Source organism: Mesorhizobium sp. L-8-3 (assembly GCF_016756615.1).
GTDB lineage: Bacteria > Pseudomonadota > Alphaproteobacteria > Rhizobiales > Rhizobiaceae.
This window is the reverse complement of sequence record NZ_AP023262.1, coordinates 5041066-5058044: the sequence shown is the minus strand read 5'-3', so window position 1 is coordinate 5058044 and position 16979 is coordinate 5041066. Positions and strand designations below refer to the sequence as shown.

The window sequence follows — 16979 nt, the reverse complement described above, 5'->3', positions numbered from 1 at the left end:
GCCCCCACACGACAGAAAGGCCGGCGCGAGGCCGGCCTTCGTGGCTGAAATCTGCGGGCAACTACATGACGATGACTTCGGTGCCCATCCTGACGCGGTTGTAGAGGTCCTTGACGTGCTCGTTGACCATGCGGAAGCAGCCGTTCGACGAATTGGTCCCGATCGTCTGCGGCTGGTTGGTGCCGTGGATGCGGATGTGGGTATCCTTCTTGCCCTGATAGAGGTAGATGGCGCGGGCGCCGAGCGGGTTGTCAGGACCGCCGGGCATGCCGTCCTTGTACTGGCCATACTTCTTCGGCTCGCGCTTCTGCATGTCGAGCGTCGGGATCCAGCGCGGCCATTCCTGCTTGTCGCCGACAGTCGCGCTGCCCTTGAACTCGAGCCCTTCGCGACCGACGGCGATGGCGTAGCGGCGTGCGGAAGAGCCGCTTTCCACCAGGTAGAGATAGCGGGTCGAAGTGTCGATAACGATCGTGCCGCGCTTGTAGCCGGACAAGGAGACCTGCTGGGGCTCGAAGTCCGACTTCACCTTGAACTGCTTGCGCGCGTCTCGGGCAGCGAGCGCCGCGTCCAGCGCTCGCGTCTCGGGCAAGAGTTGCTGGCGCGGCTGGCCCCCGAACAGCGTCGAGAAGATGTCGCGGTTCTCCGGTTTCATCTCGCTGCGCAACTCACCGTTGTTGCCGGTGGCAACCACCGCGAGCTGCGGTGCTTCCGGCCTCGGTTCTGCTCTCTGGGCCTTGGCGAGCGCCCTCTCGGCCTCGCGCTTCTCCCTGGCCGTCAGCTTCTTCTGAGGCTGGGCCTGCTCCGGCTCGATCCTGCGCATCGGCTTGAAAATGGTCGAGAAGAAGTTCTCCGGCTCTGCCTTGGCCACTTCCGCCTTCCCGGCCGCGTCCCTCTTGTCCTTGGACTTTGCAGTGGCCTTGCTCGTATCCTTCTTCGGATCTTTGGCCTTTGCGGCGTTCTTGCTCCTGGCCGCGTCCTTCGCCTTGGCAGTTGCCTTGCTCTTGCCGCTGTCCTCGGTCTTCGGCTTCTCGGCGGCCATGGCCGCCGTCGTCATCATGTCGAGCCCGCCGCTTTCGGCCGACGCCAAAGAGAATGTGCCGAAAACTAGCGCGGCCCCAAGGCCGAGCGATGCCAAGCTGCGAAGCTTCATGGTCTGCTACCCGAAAATGTTGATGCGAATGCCGCCTCGGCGGCTGGCCGATTCCCAAGCCCCGGCCAAACTGCCTTCACGAAATTTATAAGCCATTAATGCAAAGTCTCTCAAGCGCGACCACCAAGCGAAGGCAGGCGAAATGCTTGAATCGATTCGCCATTTGCGCCAACTGTGTCCGATTGACAACAGTTTCCGGGTACAACTGCCGCACCATAGCAAAAGTGCCCGCAAAGCGGGCACTTCCATTGTCGCTGATCTTTGGGCGGCTACTTTACTGGCTGTTCGGCACGCCGGGCTGCGCTGGTGCCGCACCGGCAGCCGGCGGTGTCACCGTATTGCCGCTGGCCGACGGAGCTTGTGTATCGGCTCCTCCGAGCTGGTCGAGCACGCCCTGGCCGCCGCCAGTGCCCTGCTCACTCTGCTCCGGCACGCGATCGAGGATGTCGATCGGCCGCTCGCTGTAGCGGGCGAAGAGCGACAATCCGAGCGACGTCGCGAAGAACGCGATCGCCAGGATGCCGGTGGTGCGGGTGAGCGCATTGGCCGCGCCGCGCGCCGTCATGAACCCCGAACCGCCACCGATGCCGAGGCCGCCACCCTCCGAACGCTGCAGGAGCACGACGCCGACGAGCGCGACGACGACCATCAGATGAATGACGATAAGGACGGTTTGCATCAGGCGATCCGGCAAATTCTCGAGAAGCGGGCCGAGCCGGCCCAGTATAGGAGGCGGCTCCTTACACGGGTTTCACGGCATTTCCAAGCCCGTGGCCGGAATATGGGAACGCCGGGACGATTTGCAATCGCCCCCCGTGGAGACCCCCGCCCAGCCGGCGGCTGCACGACCTAGCCGATGGCCCGATAGGCTTCGGCGATCCCAAGGAAATCCGCAGCCTTGAGACTCGCGCCGCCAACCAGCGCTCCGTCGACATTGGCGATGGCGAGCAGCTCGGCGGCATTCGACGGCTTCACCGAGCCGCCGTAGAGGATGCGAATCCTGTCGGCTTCGTCGCCGAGCTTCACGGCGAGTTGCCCGCGGATGTGAGCGTGGGCCTCGGCAACGTCGGCGGCGGTCGGGGTCAAGCCGGTGCCGATGGCCCAGACCGGCTCATAGGCCACGATCGTGGTGGCATGGGTCGCATCTGCGGGCACCGAGCCGGCCACCTGCCGCGACAGGACGTCGAGCGTCGCCCCGCTTTCGCGCTCGGCCCTGGTTTCGCCGATGCAGACGACGGCGACGAGCCCGGCCCGCCACGCCGCTTCTGCCTTGGCGAGCACCACGGCATCGGTTTCGCCGTGATCGATGCGCCGCTCCGAATGGCCGACGATGACATGACTGGCGCCCGCGTCCTTCAGCATCTCGGCGGAAACGTCGCCGGTATGGGCACCGCTCGCCACGGTATGGCAATCCTGCCCGCCGAGCCTGACCGGGGTGCGCCCGCCGATCGCTTCGGCCGCCCTTGCCAGCAGCGTGGCGGGCACGCAGACCAGCGCTTCGGTCTCGGCATCGAGACCGCCGAGAAATCCGTTTCCGATGGCCAGAAGCTCAGGCAGCGAGGCGGATGTGCCGTTCATTTTCCAGTTGCCGGCGACCAGGGGGCGAATACCGGGTGTCATCGATGAAAGTCCTCCATGCGGGTTGCCGATGCCGCCTCACTACCAAAAACCGGGCACAAAGCAATCGACACTGACCGCCAAGGGCGCTATTGCCGTCCATTCGCAAACGGCGCTAAGAGCGAGGCGCCAAACCGGATTTGACCATGCTTGACACCTTGAGAAGTGCCGCCGGAACCTGGGTCGCGAAGCTGCTTCTTCTGCTGCTCGTGGTAAGCTTTGCCATATGGGGTATCTCAGGGCAGCTGATCCAGGGTGTCGGCAGCGGCAATGTCCTGACGGTCGGCGACACTTCCGTTTCGGCCAAAGACTACCGGCTGGCCTATGATCGCCAGCTCAATGTCTGGGGGCAGCAGCTCGGTCAGCGGCTCACCCGCGAGCAGGCGACCGCCTTCGGCGTCGACCAGCAGGTTCTGTCGCAGTTGATCGCCGGTGCCGTGCTGGACGAGCAGGCGCGCAAGCTCGGCCTCGGCCTGTCGAAGGACCGCCTCGCCTCCCTGACGCGGGAGGATCCCGCCTTCGCCGGTCCCGACGGCAGGTTCGACCGCCAGCGCTTCGACTTTGTCCTGCGCGAGGTCGGAATGACGCCGGAGGACTATCTGCGAAACCGCCAGGACGTGGCGGTGCGCGAGCAGATCGTCGAGGCGGTGTCCGACGGGCTGAAGGCGCCGGCAGCGTTTCTCAATGCGGCCGCTCTCTACAGCGGCGAGGACCGGACGGTCGACTACCTCGTCCTGCCGAAATCGTTGGTCGAGCCCATCGAGGACCCCTCCGACGCCGTCCTGCCGAGTTGGTTCGAGGGGCGCAAGGCAAACTACGCCGCGCCGGAATACCGCAGGATTTCCTACGTCAAACTCGAGCCCGAGGACATCGCCGACACATCGGCAATCAGCGACGACCAGGTCGCCAAGGACTACGAAGCGAACAAGGCGCGCTACACGACGCCGGAACGCCGGACGATCGAGCAGATCGTGTTCAAGAGCGAAGACGCCGCCAGCAAGGCGCGCGCGGCGATCGATGCCGGCTCGACCTTCGACGACATCGCCAGGGCCGAAGGCAAGACCGCAGCCGACATGCAGCTCGGCACGCTCGCCAAGGACCGCATCCCCGACCCTGCCGTCGCCCAGGCAGCTTTCGCGCTCGACGCCAACCAGGTGAGCGGCGTCGTCAAGGGCGCCTTCGGCCCGGTGCTCGTGCGGGTAACGACGGTCGAGCCCGAAGTGGTCAGGCCGCTCGACCAGGTGAAGGAGGAGATCCGCAAGTCGCTCGCCGCCGACGAGGCGAGCCGAATCCTTCTCGACGTTCACGATGCCTATGAGGATGCGCGCGCCGGTGGCGCTTCGATGCGCGAGGCCGCCGAGAAGCTGAAGCTCAAGGTCGTCACCGTCGAGGCCATCGACCGCACCGCCTTGCGTCCCGACGGCACGATCGTGTCCGACCTGCCGCAGTCGCGCGATCTCATCCGCGCGGCCTTCGAAGCCGAGGCCAATACCGAAAACGCGCCGCTCAACATCGGCACGGATGGCTTCCTCTTCTACGAGGTGGACTCGGTAACAGCCGCACGGGATCGTGCGCTGGACGAGGTGCGCGCCAAGGTGATCGCGGACTGGAAGGCCGACCAGGCCGGACAGCGGCTTGCGGCCAAGGCCGCCGAGATCGAGAAGCGCGTCAGGGACGGCGCGACGCTCGACGCAATCGCGACCGAGCTCTCGCTCGTCAAGCAGACAAAGCGCGGACTGAAGCGTGAGGCCGACGACGCCGATTTCGGCAAGACCGGCGTCGCCGCCGTCTTCGGCGTGGCGCCGAACGGTATCGGAACGACACCCGCACCCGACGGCGGCGCGCAGATCGTGTTCAAGGTCACGGAAGTCTTCGAGCCGGCCGCTTCCGGCCCCGATGCCCTGCCCGAGCAAGTGCGCGCCAATTTCACCACGGCTTACGGCAACGACCTGCTCGAGCAGATGGCGGCGATGCTGCAGGCAGAATATGGCGTGAGCGTCGATCGCGGGGCGATCGCGCAGGCACTGGCCTTCTGAGACCCGATCGATGAGCGAGCTCAAATCCCATATCGCCCATGTCGCCGCGGGCAAGGTCTTGACCTTCGACCAGGCCAGGGCCGCTTTCAACATCATCATGTCGGGCGAAGCCACGCCCAGCCAGATCGGCGGCTTCCTGATGGCGCTGCGCATGCGCGGAGAGACCGTCGACGAGATCTCCGGCGCGGTCGCTACCATGCGCGAAAAGATGCTGCGCGTCGACGCGCCCGTCGGCGCCATCGATATCGTCGGCACCGGCGGCGACGGCTCGCACAGCGTCAACATCTCGACCGCATCGGCATTCGTGATCGCCGGAGCAGGCGTGCCCGTCGCCAAGCACGGCAATCGTGGCCTCTCCTCCCAGACCGGCGCCGCCGACGTGTTGATGGCGCTGGGCGTGAAGATCGACAAGTCGCCCGAGGCGATCAGCCACCTCATCCACGAGGCGGGCGTCGGCTTCATGTTCGCGCCCGCCCACCATCCCGCAATGAAGCATGTCGGGCCGACCCGCGTGGAACTCGGCACCCGTACGATCTTCAATCTGCTCGGCCCGCTGTCCAACCCGGCCGGCGTCAAGCGGCAGATGGTCGGCGTGTTCGCCCCCGAATGGGTGGAGCCGCTGGCCGAGACCTTGAGAAATCTCGGCGCCGAGCATGTCTGGGTCGTGCACGGCGACGGCTTCGACGAGATCACCACGACGGGCGAGACCCAGGTCGCGGAACTGTGCGAGGGCAAGGTGCGCAGTTTTTCCATCGACCCGGAATCGGTCGGGCTGAAGCGCCACGCCCGCGAGGAGTTGCGCGGCGGCGATGCCGCCTTCAACGCCGCCGCCCTGCGCGCCGTGCTCGAGGGAAAGTCGGGCGCCTATCGCGACACTGTGCTGATGAATGCCGGGGCGGGATTGGTCGTAGCCGGCCGGGCCCCGACACTTGCCGACGGCGTGGCGATTGCCGCACGCGCGATCGACGACGGCGACGCGCTGCGGGTGCTCGACAAGCTCGTCCTCATCTCCAACGAGTAGGGTCATGGCCGACATACTGAAGAAGATCGAGGCCTATAAGCGCGACGAGATCGCCGCCGCCAAGGCTCGCCTGCCGCTGTCGGAGCTGAAGGCGCGCCTCGGCGACGCCGATGAGCCGCGCGGTTTCTTCTCCGCCTTGTCGGCAAGGCGCGCACAAGGCGAATTCGCACTGATCGCCGAGATCAAGAAAGCCAGCCCCTCCAAGGGGCTGATACGGGCCGACTTCGACCCGCCGGCGCTCGCCCGCGCCTATGCGGAAGGCGGCGCTGCCTGCCTCTCGGTGCTGACCGATACGCCTTCCTTCCAGGGCGCTCCCGATTTCCTCGTCGCGGCCCGCAAGGCCGCCGCCCTGCCGGCGCTGCGCAAGGACTTCATGTTCGAGCCCTATCAGGTCTACGAGGCGCGCGACTGGGGGGCGGACGCCATCCTGGTGATCATGGCGAGCCTTTCCGACGATGAGGCGCTCGCGCTCGAGGAGACCGCCTTCGAACTTGATATGGACGTGCTGGTGGAGGTGCATGACGAAGCCGAGATGGAACGGGCGCTGAAGCTGTCGTCGCGGTTGATCGGCATCAACAACCGCAATCTGAGGACCTTCGAGACGAGCCTGGAGACCTCGGAGCGACTGGCCGGAATGGTGCCGGCTGACCGGCTGCTGGTCGGCGAAAGCGGCATCTTCACCCATGACGACTGCCGGCGCCTCGCCCGACACGGTATCGGCACCTTCCTCGTCGGCGAAAGCCTGATGCGCCAGGCCGACGTGACTGGAGCGACGCGCGCCCTGCTGCGCGGCGACGCAGCCGTGACGGCCGGCTGAGACATGGCCGACAAGTCCGGACTCACCCACATCGGCGCCTCCGGCGAGGCGCATATGGTCGATGTCGGGCAGAAGGCGGCAACCGAGCGGACCGCGGTGGCCGAAGGCACCGTCACCATGCAGCCCGACACCTTGCGCCTGATCCTCGCCGGCGATGCCCGCAAGGGCGACGTGCTCGGCACGGCGCGCATTGCCGGCATCATGGCTGCCAAGCGCACCCATGAGTTGATCCCGCTCTGCCACCCCCTGCTTTTGACCAAGGTGTCGGTCGACATCGATGCGGACGAGGCGCTTCCGGGGCTGCGTGTCCGGGCGCTTGCCCGCGTGACCGGCAAGACGGGCGTCGAGATGGAAGCCCTGACGGCCGCCTCCGTTGCCTGCCTCACCATCTACGACATGGCCAAGGCGGTCGATCGCGGCATGGTGATCGGCGGCATTCGCCTCGTCGAGAAGACCGGCGGCAAGTCCGGCGACTATCGCGCAGGCGAGAACCGGCCATGACGCTGCTTCCGGTCGCCGACGCGCTCGAACGGTTGCTGGATGGGGCGGAGGCCGGACCGGCAGAGACGATCCCGTTGCACGAGGCGGCGGGGCGGGTGCTCGCCGCGCCGTTGAGGGCGCTGCGCACCCAGCCGCCCTTCCCTGCCTCAGCCATGGACGGCTATGCGCTGCGCGCCGCCGACATCGCGGCGGCGCCGGTTCGCCTGCGGGTCATCGGCCAGGCGCCGGCTGGAAAGCTGTTCGACCGAAAGGTCGGCGCCGGCGAAGCCGTTCGCATCTTCACCGGGGCCCCCGTGCCCGAAGGCGCGGACACGATCCTGATCCAGGAGAACGCGCGAAGGCTGGACGACGATACCGTCGAGGCGCTGGAGCCCGCGGCGGCCGGACGACACATCCGCCGCAAGGGGCTCGACTTCGCCGAGGGCGACGTGCTGCTCGATACAGGCCGCGTGCTCGACCCCGCGGCACTCTCGCTCGCCGCCTCCGCCAACCATCCGGCGATCGCCGTCGTGAAGCGGCCGCTCGTCGCAATCATCGCTACCGGCGACGAACTGCTCCCCCCGGGAAGCACGCCCGGGCCTGACCAGATCATAGCGTCCAATGCCTATGGCGTAGCGGCGGTGGCGAAGTCGGCCGGCGCAGAGGCCCTCGATCTCGGCATCGCGCCCGACCGCAAGGAAGCGATAGCCGCTTTGGTCAGACGGGCGCTCGACGCCGGCGCCGACGTCGTCGTGACCCTCGGCGGCGCGTCAGTCGGGGAACATGACCTCGTGCACGACGTGCTGACCGGCGAAGGCATGACGCTCGACTTCTGGAAGATCGCGATGCGCCCCGGCAAGCCGCTGATGTTCGGCCGGCGCGGCCCGACGCGCTTCATCGGCCTGCCCGGCAATCCGGTCGCCAGCCTGGTTTGCTCGCACCTGTTCCTGAAACCACTGCTGGCGCGGCTCGGCGGCCTGCCCCACCGATCCGACGTCGGCGAGGCCGTGCTCGGCGCCGCCATGGCCGCCAACGACACCAGGCAGGATTATGTGCGCGCCAGCATGAGCACCGCCGAAGACGGCCGGCCCGTGGCAACGCCGTTCCCCGTCCAGGATTCCTCGATGCTGCGAACGCTCGCCGCTTCCAACGCGCTCATCGTTCGCGAGCCGCACGCGCCGGCGGCGGCGAAGGGCGACGCCTGCCGGGTGCTTTATCTCAGAGGGTGAGCGGCCACACTCGCATTGCCACCATGTCAGCCGAACAGTGCCTTCAGTCCGCTTCGCAGGCCCTTCGGTCGCCATGATCGGGGCGCCACGACCAAGTCGACCCAGCCCCGCCCATTTCGGTCTAAGGATTCGACATAGGAGACAAAGTGTTCGGCTTGATCTGGAGAGATCGTATGCGAAAGGAGTGTGGACACAGCAGGGTAGTTGTAGGCAATGCGTTCCGGATACTCGGCCACGAGATAGTCGGCTGACAGGGAACGGGCAAGCTCTGCGGGGTCCGTCCCCTGGGACTTCAGCCACATCGGGGCGAATTCCATCTTGATGATCCAATCGGATCGGCTTCGCATGGTGGTCGCAAAACCTTCCAAGACATGTTTTTCATGGCCTTGAGTGTCTACCTTGAGGAAGGTCTTGCCCTCGATGCCCCGATCCTTGAACAGATCATCCAACGCAATCTGCGGTACCGAAACCTTGGCCCAGCCGTCCATCGCTACGCGGTTATCCAAGGTGGATTTCGGGTTGAGAGAAAACGAGCCGCCGGCATCGGTCTTCGCGCTCGCGATGGCATGGATCAGTTCCGGCTCATTGAGCCCGTTGAGGGCGAAGTTGCCGGGGATGATCTCGACTAGTCGTTGGTCGGCTTCGATCGCGACTATGCGAAGGTCCGGAGCGGAGCGGCGAGCAAATACGGAAACCATGCCACTGTTTGCGCCGACATCGATGAAGTTTCGGAAATGTTCCTGAGCGAGCAGCCGATACAGACCTGACGCCATCTCTTCGAATTGCCGGCGCTGCCGGTACCAGTCGGCGTCCTGCGGCAATGTGTGCAGCCTGACCGGACCGATCGCAACTTCTGACAGGCTCATCTCGTCGGATCCCTCGCTTGAGCGAGTTCCTTCTTCCATCCCCGAAAGAAAATGTCCATGCACAGTAATCTGCGGAAGCTCTGAAACTCGTCCTGAAACATGAAGGCTGGCACAGCGATTATCGCATCGCACCAGGCGCAGCGACGATTAAGGGCGTAACAAGATGGTATCCTTTGAGTAGTCGGCGGCGTCGACCGCCGCGCTCTTTGGGATTGGATCGGGAAGGCGGCATGCCCGACAGGGAAGCCAGAAGCACCGCAAAGCGAGAAAGCCTGCGATCCTTGCGCCACCCCATGTCTATCCTCCGGTCTAACCGGCGCACCGAGCCATCCAGTATCGTCGGCCCTGTGCTACGGGATCGTTTACGCCCCTTCGGTGCGCTTGACACTTGCCCCAGCTGTGATGGTGAGGCCGCTTGGCAAGCAGCGCTAGAGTCGAATGGAGAGCCAGCCGACAACGTCAGCGTAATCGATTGCAATAGGACCGAACCGGGCGCCGAATGACGGGGACCGCCGCCGGCGCTGCTCGCAGTTCACCCGAATTTAGCCAGTTGCGGAACACAACTGGAACAGATAGTGTTTGTTCTGGTTTTGTTTATGATCTGATTCCTTGAGGAACGGCATGCTGACGCGCAAGCAACATGAACTGCTTCTGTTCATCCATGAACGGCTCAAGGAAGCGGGCATCCCGCCGTCGTTCGACGAAATGAAGGAGGCGCTCGACCTCGCTTCCAAATCGGGAATTCACCGGCTGATCACCGCGCTCGAGGAGCGGGGCTTCATTCGCCGGTTGCCGAACAGGGCCCGGGCGCTCGAGGTCATCCGACTGCCCGATTCGATCGCGCCGGGGCTTGGCGGCGCGCGCAAGTTCTCGCCGAGCGTCATAGAAGGCAGCCTGGGCAAGAAACCCGCGCCCCCTGCCCGTCTTCCCGCCGCCGGCAACGACGACGAAGCGACTGTGGCGGTCGCCATACCTGTGATGGGCCGGATTGCGGCCGGCGTGCCGATCGAGGCGATACAGCACAAGACCCACTCGATCTCCGTTCCACCGGAGATGATCGCCGGCGGCGAGCACTATGCGCTCGAGGTCAAGGGGGACTCCATGATCGAAGCCGGTATCTTCGACGGAGACACGGTCATCATCCGCAATGCCAGCACGGCCAGCCCCGGAGAGATCGTCGTGGCGCTGGTCGACGACGAAGAGGCGACGTTGAAGCGCTTCCGCCGCAGGGGCGCGTCGATCGCGCTCGAAGCGGCCAATCCCGCCTACGAGACACGAATCTTCGGACCCGACAGGGTGAAGGTGCAGGGAAGACTGGTCGGCCTGATCCGCAGATACTGATACCGACGGCGCATCCGGCATTCGTGTGGGACGGATCGTTGTCACCGGCACGGCGGGTCTGGTCGGTTCCGCGATCGCGGCCGCGTTGCGCAGAACGGCGGAAGTCGTCGGCGTCGATATCAGGCCGGGCGCCCAGGTCGATGTGCTGGCGGATGTTGCCTGTCGCAGCGACGAGCTTTCGCGCGCCTTTGAGAATGTGGAGGCGGTGGTTCACACTGCGGCGCTGCATGCGCCTCATGTCGGCTCGATCGACGAGGCACGGTTCTGGAAGGTCAATGCGGAGGGCACGGCGCGCCTCGTCGATCTGGCGGTCGCCCACGGCGCCAGCCACTTCGTCTTTACCAGTTCCACATCCGTCTACGGACATGCATTGGTTGCCGAGGGACGCGCAGCCTGGATCGATGAAAGCGTCACGCCGGAACCGCGCGACATCTACGATGTGACGAAGCGCGCGGCCGAGGAGCATGTGCTGGCCGCGGCGTCCGGAATCCGGGCGACCATCCTGCGCATGGGCCGCTGCTTTTCCGAACCCTCGCCAGACATGGCGCTCTGGCGCTTGTATCGCGGCATCGACCGGCGTGACGTGGTCGATGCCCATCTCGCTGCGCTGCGGCGCAAAGGCCCGCGCGGCGAAGTCTATGTGATCTCCTCCTCGTCGCCGTTCCTGCCCGACGATGCCGAAGCCTTGTGGAACGACGCGCGCGGCGTCATCGAAGCCCGCGCGCCGGATTTCGCCCACGCCTTCCGGCGGGCGGGGTATCGTCTGCCGGCACGGATCGATCGTATCTATGCCACGGAGAAGGCTCGCAGGGGATTGGGCTTCCAACCGCGATACGACGGTCTGGCCGTCCTTGCAGGCGACTGCGATCCTTCGCCATTGCCTAGTCCGGCATCGTGACCGCAGACTTCCGCGCCTTCGGCCGGAACGGCGGCAGTCCGCGCGCCTCCCGCGAGAATTGCCGATGCGCGTGCCATGGCCGATAGGGCTCCGCCAAGGTGAATCTGACGATCGGCCTCTCGCCGGACAGCGATATTTGTGCGGTTCCCTGGCGCGCCAGATGCCGCTTCGTGATCACGAGCGAGCTGTCGTGCGGGCACGGGTTCTCAGCGGTCGCATCGTCGATCACGATGAGTGCGGCGAAGCCGCAGGCAGCCAGAGCCGCCTCGGCCGTCTCAGCATGAGCCACGAAGACGTCGGGCGCCTGTCGCCCAAGGCACAGGCCCCCGCCGCAGAGAAAGCCGACGGTCACCGGCAGGTCGCCGTGCCGCAGCAACCTTGCAGGAGACACGCCGACCGGGCCGGACGCACCCTCTTGGGTCCGTCCGGCTTTCGCCCCTTCCGGTGCGGCGGCGCCCGATCCCGTCCGGCTGGGCTTCGCCAAGGCCGCCGTTCCTGTAGCGCGTTGCCAATCCTCTACCGTAAAGCCGTTCGGACGGGAGCGGTTGACGGCGAGCCGGCCATCCTGGAGCGGCATCCCGACCAGGCGCGCATCCTCGGAGACGAGCACGTCGGGCGAAGAGCGCGTTGCGACCAGGGCGAGGCCGGCGACCACGAACGGCAGCGACAGTGCGCGCAGCCAGGTGGAGGCGAGCGTCGCAATGACGAGTGCTGCCGTGATCGACACCACCGCTGCGACCGGGACGGTTCCGACGGCGTCCAGGGGCGAGCGGTCGGAGAACCAATCGGCGACCGAGACCATGACCGCCAGCCCCCGGCCCATCGTGTCGAGGAATATCCCGTCGAGGCCGAAAGGCATGGCCGCCATCGCCACCACCGCGCACGGCATCACGATGACAGACACGATCGGCATCGCGGCCAGGTTGGCAACGATGCTGAGCGGAGAAACCCGCTGGAAATGGTAGACGCCGTAGACACTGGTCGCGAGCCCGGCGATCATCGACACCATGACGAGGCCGGCGAGATTGCGCGTCACGCCCCTTGCGAGGCGCATCACGATCGAAGCATCCGCCGGCGGTGCCGTGGCGGGACGGCTTGCCCGCCGCTCCGCCCACCAGCCATAGGCGCCAATCAGCGCGGCGGTCGCAGCAAAGGACATCTGGAAGCTTGGCCCCACGACCTCATGGGGTGAGAGCGCGATCACTGCAATCGCCGCGATCGCAAGGTTGCGCATGGTGAGAGCCGCGCGATCGACCATGACGGCAAGGAGCATCACGGCCAGCATGATGAAGCTGCGCTCGGCGGCGACCGCCGACCCCGAGATGAAGAGATAGACGGCAGTCGCGGCAAGCGCGACGACAGCCGCATATTTCTTGACCGGCCTGCGTGAGGCGAAGCCAGGGAAGAGCGCAAAGCCGAGGCGCAGGGCGGTCATGATCGTAACTGCCACCAAGGCCATATGCAGCCCGGAGATCGACAGAACATGCGCCAGGCCGGTGCGGCGCAGAGCCTCGTTCACCTCCTCCGGGATACCGGCGCGCGTGCCGGCGATCAGCGCCGCCGCGATCTCGCCTTCGGGCCCGCCTATCCGGCCGCGGATGCGTTGGGCAAGTGCGGTACGGGCGTTCTCGACCACGGCATGAAAGCGGGCTTCGAGCGGCACCGGCGCCGAGACTGATGTCGTCACCTCGGGGTCCTTCAGGAAGAAGCCATTGGCGCCAATGCCGTCGAAGAAACTCTCGAAGGAGAAATCGTAGCTGCCGGGACGGAGAGGCCCGGACGGCGGGAACAACCGGGCGACGCCGGTCACCACCGATCCGGCGACGAGATCGGCCGGGACGGCCCTGGCGGAGACGCGTACGCGCTCGGGGGCATAGCGAAGCTTCGGGCGAGCCGTATCGAGCACGTCGAGCGTCAGCCGGACACGACCGTTCGCCTGGTGTTCGATCGCGGCGACACGGCCCGTCAACACCGTCGATATCTCGCTGCCGAGCACCCTCGTTCCCGCCCGGCGGGTCTCGACCGAGCCAAAGAGCATGCCGAGAAGGATGAGCAGCAGCGCCGCCACGGCCAGTTGCAGCAGCGGACGTGTCCTGGCAAGCAGGCTCGCGGCACAGAGAATCGCGACGCCTCCCGCCAGAGAGGAAAGGCCCGGCTCCGTCTCGATAGAATAATAGGCGATGGCCCCCGCCGCCAGGAATACCGGGATGAAGAGGAAGGCGGTGCCGCGCTCCCATTCGGTGACGAGGGCCTCACCGATCGCGGTTCCGAGTTCGGGCAGGCGCAAACCCGACGGGAGGCGGCGGCGGATGGCACCTGGCGGTCGAGCGGATATGCCGCCACGATCGTTCTCTTCGACTGGATCGGCTGGAGCGCCGCCGGGATGATCGCGGGCAGCCGGCCGCATCGCGAAAAGCGACGTTTCGCCTGCGATCTCCCCCGCCCTGCCCTCACTCATACGGGCGCCCCTTGCACGCTCGACCGCCTATGCTACATGAGCCTTCGATCGAATGCCACGCGCAGGCCGCCGCCTCCCGCCCGACCGGGCCGCGCAAACCCCGGAAACGAATGTCATGTCCAAACCCGTCGTCACGCGCTTTGCTCCTTCGCCGACCGGCTACCTGCATATCGGCGGCGGCCGCACTGCGCTCTTCAACTGGCTCTACGCCCGCCACACGGGCGGCACGATGCTGCTGCGCATCGAGGACACGGACAGGGAGCGCTCGACCGACGCCGCGACCGCGGCGATCCTCGACGGCCTGACCTGGCTCGGCCTGCATTGGGATGGCGAACCGATCTCCCAGTTCGGCCGCGTCGCGCGCCACCGCGAGGTGGCCGAGGAACTGGTGCGCCGCGGCAACGCATATTATTGCTACGCGACTCCGGCTGAACTCGAGGAGATGCGCGAGAAGGCGCGTGCCGAGGGCCGACCGCCTCGCTATGACGGCCGCTGGCGCGACAAGGATCCGTCAGAGGCGCCAGTTGGGGTAAAACCCGCGATCCGCATCAAGGCGCCGACCGAGGGCGAGACGGTGGTGTACGACCGCGTGCAGGGCGACGTGCGTTTCCCCAACAAGGACCTGGACGATTTCATCATCCTGCGCTCGGACGGCACGCCGACCTATATGCACGCCGTCGTGGTCGACGATCACGACATGGGCGTCACGCACATCATCCGCGGCGACGACCACCTCACCAATGCCGCGCGCCAGACGGTGATCTATGATGCCATGGGTTGGGAGGTGCCCGTCATGGCGCATATACCGCTGATCCACGGATCGGACGGCGCGAAACTCTCCAAGAGGCACGGCGCGCTCGGCGTCGACGCCTACCGCGCCATGGGCTATCTGCCGGCTGCGCTGCGCAACTATCTGGTCCGCCTCGGCTGGAGCCACGGCGACGACGAGATCATGAGCCTCGACGACATGATTCGATGGTTCGAGATCGAGGACGTCAACAAGGGGGCGGCGCGCTTCGACTTCCAGAAGCTGGAGGCATTGAACGGCGTCTATATGCGTCAAACGCCGGATCAGGAGTTGCTCGACATTTTTGTCGCCACGCTTCCCTATCTGGAGAACGGACCGGCCATCCTCGCCAAGCTGGACGAGACGAAGAAGAAGCAGTTGCTCGCCGCCCTTCCCGGCCTGAAGGAGCGCGCCAAGACGCTGGTCGAACTCGCCGACAGCGCCGGCTATCTCTTTGCCGGGAGGCCGCTGCAACTCGACGAGAAGGCGGCCGCCTTGGCGGCCGGCCCGGCAAAGCAGATCCTGGCCGGCGCAAAGGCATCGCTGGAGGCAGTCGGCGCCGAGTGGACGGCCGCGACGACGGAGGCCGCGATCCGCGATTTCGCGACCGCTCAGGGTCACAAGCTGGGCGCCGTCGCGCAACCCTTGCGGGCTGCATTGACCGGCAGAAGCACGTCACCCGGCGTGTTCGACGTGCTGGCCGTGCTCGGCCGGGAGGAAAGTCTCGCACGCATCGGAGACCAAATCGATTGAATGCCGACAGCGCCGGATTCCTCCGTTGAATCCGGTCTGTTGCGGTGCAACATTACGTTCCGGGCGAACTTGGCACGCCATCCAAAATGCGATAGCAAAAGCGCGCTTTACGGCTTTTTCAACCCGATGCCATGCAAGTACGGGCCCGTCCGGGCGATTTGAAGCAAAAGGAGTTTGCAATGAGCGATTCGATGGCCAAGCTCGAGTTTGGCGGCAAAACTCTGGAGCTCAAGGTGCGAAGTGGCTCGGTTGGGCCCGACGTGATCGATATCGGCTCATTGTACGGCCAGACCGGTACCTTCACCTACGATCCGGGCTTCACCTCGACCGCGAGCTGCGAGTCCCAGATAACCTTCATCGACGGCGACGAGGGCATCCTGCTGCACCGCGGCTACCCGATCGACCAGCTCGCCGAGCACGGTGATTTCCTCGAAGTCTGCTATCTGCTCCTCTACGGAGAGCTGCCGACGAAGGCGCAGAAGGACGACTTCGACTACCGCGTCACGCGCCACACAATGGTGCATGAGCAGATGTCGCGCTTCTTCACGGGCTTCCGCCGCGACGCCCACCCGATGGCGGTGATGTGCGGCGTGGTCGGCGCCCTCTCGGCCTTCTATCACGACTCGACCGACATCTCGGATCCGCATCAGCGCATGGTCGCCTCGATCCGCCTGATCGCCAAGATGCCGACGATCGCGGCAATGGCCTACAAATACCATGTCGGCCAGCCCTTCATCTATCCGAAGAACGAGCTGAACTTCGCGGCGAACTTCCTGCATATGTGCTTCGCCGTGCCTTGCGAGGAATACAAGGTGAACCCGGTCCTGGCGCGGGCCATGGACCGCATCTTCATCCTCCATGCCGATCACGAGCAGAACGCGTCGACCTCGACCGTGCGTCTCGCCGGCTCCTCCGGCGCCAATCCGTTCGCCTGCATCGCGGCCGGCATCGCATGCCTGTGGGGACCCGCGCATGGCGGCGCCAACGAGGCGGCGCTCAACATGCTGAGCGAGATCGGCACCGTCGATCGTATCCCGGAATTTATCGCCCGGGCCAAGGACAAGAACGATCCGTTCCGCCTGATGGGCTTCGGCCACCGCGTCTACAAGAACTACGACCCACGCGCCAAGATCATGCAGAAGACCACGCATGAGGTGCTGGGCGAACTCGGCATCAAGGACGACCCGATGCTCGACGTGGCAATGGAGCTGGAGAAGATCGCTCTGACCGACCACTATTTCATCGAAAAGAAGCTCTACCCCAACATCGACTTCTATTCCGGCATCACGCTGAAGGCGCTCGGCTTCCCGACCACCATGTTCACCGTGCTGTTCGCGCTGGCACGCACCGTCGGCTGGATCGCGCAGTGGAAGGAGATGATCGAGGATCCGCACCAGAAGATCGGTCGTCCGCGCCAGCTCTACACCGGCGCGACGGAGCGCGACTACGTTCCGATCGCCAAGCGCTGATCGGCTCCGCCACCTGGTCCCAAAGGCGCCTCCGGGCGCCTTTTCTGTTTCCAC

At 65.6% G+C, this 16979-nt stretch carries 14 protein-coding genes; 9 read left to right on the top strand and 5 right to left on the bottom strand.

Features of this window, described 5'->3' with window-relative positions; all coding sequences use genetic code 11:
• Window positions 1-61: 61 nt before the first annotated feature.
• The 3 genes from JN302_RS23445 to tpiA form a co-directional block, all read right to left on the bottom strand.
• Complete coding sequence (locus JN302_RS23445; protein ID WP_202329325.1) at window positions 62-1153, bottom strand: L,D-transpeptidase; 1092 nt, start codon at window positions 1151-1153, stop codon at window positions 62-64.
• Between the two features lie 274 nt (window positions 1154-1427).
• A complete protein-coding gene (secG, locus tag JN302_RS23440) occupies window positions 1428-1832 on the bottom strand; it encodes a preprotein translocase subunit SecG (protein WP_202329324.1) in 405 nt (134 codons plus the stop codon).
• Window positions 1833-2002: 170 nt separating this feature from the next.
• Window positions 2003-2773: a triose-phosphate isomerase gene (gene tpiA / locus JN302_RS23435; RefSeq protein ID WP_202329323.1), complete on the bottom strand. Its 771-nt coding sequence runs from the start codon at window positions 2771-2773 to the stop codon at window positions 2003-2005.
• A 143-nt stretch (window positions 2774-2916) separates the two neighbouring features.
• Between tpiA and JN302_RS23430 the strand changes: the two genes are divergently transcribed.
• The 5 genes from JN302_RS23430 to JN302_RS23410 are packed head-to-tail and all read left to right on the top strand — an operon-like array spanning window position 2917 to window position 8353.
• Window positions 2917-4806 carry a SurA N-terminal domain-containing protein gene (locus JN302_RS23430; protein ID WP_202329322.1) on the top strand — a complete coding sequence of 630 codons (1890 nt, stop codon included), beginning with the start codon at window positions 2917-2919 and terminating at the stop codon, window positions 4804-4806.
• 10 nt (window positions 4807-4816) lie between these two features.
• A complete protein-coding gene (trpD, locus tag JN302_RS23425) occupies window positions 4817-5827 on the top strand; it encodes an anthranilate phosphoribosyltransferase (protein ID WP_202329321.1) in 1011 nt (336 codons plus the stop codon).
• A gap of 4 nt (window positions 5828-5831) precedes the next feature.
• Window positions 5832-6644, top strand: coding sequence for an indole-3-glycerol phosphate synthase TrpC (gene trpC / locus JN302_RS23420; protein WP_202329320.1), 813 nt, complete (start codon window positions 5832-5834; stop codon window positions 6642-6644).
• Between the two features lie 3 nt (window positions 6645-6647).
• A complete protein-coding gene (moaC, locus tag JN302_RS23415; protein ID WP_202329319.1) occupies window positions 6648-7145 on the top strand; it encodes a cyclic pyranopterin monophosphate synthase MoaC in 498 nt (165 codons plus the stop codon).
• Window positions 7142-8353: a molybdopterin molybdotransferase MoeA gene (locus JN302_RS23410; RefSeq protein ID WP_202329318.1), complete on the top strand. Its 1212-nt coding sequence runs from the start codon at window positions 7142-7144 to the stop codon at window positions 8351-8353. The genes moaC and JN302_RS23410 overlap by 4 nt, the downstream gene beginning before the upstream one ends.
• Before the next feature lie 26 nt (window positions 8354-8379).
• Here JN302_RS23410 and JN302_RS23405 read toward each other — a convergent pair whose 3' ends face one another.
• Window positions 8380-9219 carry an FkbM family methyltransferase gene (locus tag JN302_RS23405; RefSeq protein WP_202305720.1) on the bottom strand — a complete coding sequence of 280 codons (840 nt, stop codon included), beginning with the start codon at window positions 9217-9219 and terminating at the stop codon, window positions 8380-8382.
• 621 nt (window positions 9220-9840) lie between these two features.
• Here JN302_RS23405 and lexA point away from each other — a divergent pair.
• Both lexA and JN302_RS23395 read left to right on the top strand, forming a co-directional pair.
• A complete protein-coding gene (lexA, locus tag JN302_RS23400) occupies window positions 9841-10560 on the top strand; it encodes a transcriptional repressor LexA (RefSeq protein WP_202305719.1) in 720 nt (239 codons plus the stop codon).
• Window positions 10561-10585: 25 nt separating this feature from the next.
• Complete coding sequence (locus JN302_RS23395; RefSeq protein WP_202305718.1) at window positions 10586-11458, top strand: NAD-dependent epimerase/dehydratase family protein; 873 nt, start codon at window positions 10586-10588, stop codon at window positions 11456-11458.
• On the opposite strand, the gene JN302_RS23390 is transcribed toward JN302_RS23395, so the two are convergent.
• Window positions 11442-13916 (bottom strand): ComEC/Rec2 family competence protein, encoded by a 2475-nt coding sequence (locus tag JN302_RS23390; RefSeq protein WP_202329317.1) that lies wholly within the window; start codon window positions 13914-13916, stop codon window positions 11442-11444. The two genes, JN302_RS23395 and JN302_RS23390, sit on opposite strands and share 17 nt — an antisense overlap.
• Before the next feature lie 115 nt (window positions 13917-14031).
• Here JN302_RS23390 and gltX point away from each other — a divergent pair, with 115 nt between their 5' ends.
• Together gltX and gltA are read left to right on the top strand one after the other, a co-directional pair.
• Window positions 14032-15456, top strand: a complete 1425-nt coding sequence (gene gltX / locus JN302_RS23385; RefSeq protein ID WP_202329316.1) for a glutamate--tRNA ligase — start codon at window positions 14032-14034, stop codon at window positions 15454-15456.
• A 179-nt stretch (window positions 15457-15635) separates the two neighbouring features.
• Window positions 15636-16925 carry a citrate synthase gene (gene gltA / locus JN302_RS23380; protein ID WP_202329315.1) on the top strand — a complete coding sequence of 430 codons (1290 nt, stop codon included), beginning with the start codon at window positions 15636-15638 and terminating at the stop codon, window positions 16923-16925.
• Window positions 16926-16979 lie beyond the last annotated feature (54 nt).

Excerpts from the sequence above, each read along its gene's own strand:
- JN302_RS23445 (WP_202329325.1), bottom strand. The coding sequence starts at position 1,153 with ATGAAGCTTCGCAGCTTGGCATCGCTCGGCCTTGGGGCCGCGCTAGTT.
- secG (WP_202329324.1), bottom strand. The coding sequence starts at position 1,832 with ATGCAAACCGTCCTTATCGTCATTCATCTGATGGTCGTCGTCGCGCTC.
- tpiA (WP_202329323.1), bottom strand. The coding sequence starts at position 2,773 with ATGACACCCGGTATTCGCCCCCTGGTCGCCGGCAACTGGAAAATGAAC.
- JN302_RS23430 (WP_202329322.1), top strand. The coding sequence starts at position 2,917 with ATGCTTGACACCTTGAGAAGTGCCGCCGGAACCTGGGTCGCGAAGCTG.
- trpD (WP_202329321.1), top strand. The coding sequence starts at position 4,817 with ATGAGCGAGCTCAAATCCCATATCGCCCATGTCGCCGCGGGCAAGGTC.
- trpC (WP_202329320.1), top strand. The coding sequence starts at position 5,832 with ATGGCCGACATACTGAAGAAGATCGAGGCCTATAAGCGCGACGAGATC.
- moaC (WP_202329319.1), top strand. The coding sequence starts at position 6,648 with ATGGCCGACAAGTCCGGACTCACCCACATCGGCGCCTCCGGCGAGGCG.
- JN302_RS23410 (WP_202329318.1), top strand. The coding sequence starts at position 7,142 with ATGACGCTGCTTCCGGTCGCCGACGCGCTCGAACGGTTGCTGGATGGG.
- JN302_RS23405 (WP_202305720.1), bottom strand. The coding sequence starts at position 9,219 with ATGAGCCTGTCAGAAGTTGCGATCGGTCCGGTCAGGCTGCACACATTG.
- lexA (WP_202305719.1), top strand. The coding sequence starts at position 9,841 with ATGCTGACGCGCAAGCAACATGAACTGCTTCTGTTCATCCATGAACGG.
- JN302_RS23390 (WP_202329317.1), bottom strand. The coding sequence starts at position 13,916 with ATGAGTGAGGGCAGGGCGGGGGAGATCGCAGGCGAAACGTCGCTTTTC.
- gltX (WP_202329316.1), top strand. The coding sequence starts at position 14,032 with ATGTCCAAACCCGTCGTCACGCGCTTTGCTCCTTCGCCGACCGGCTAC.
- gltA (WP_202329315.1), top strand. The coding sequence starts at position 15,636 with ATGAGCGATTCGATGGCCAAGCTCGAGTTTGGCGGCAAAACTCTGGAG.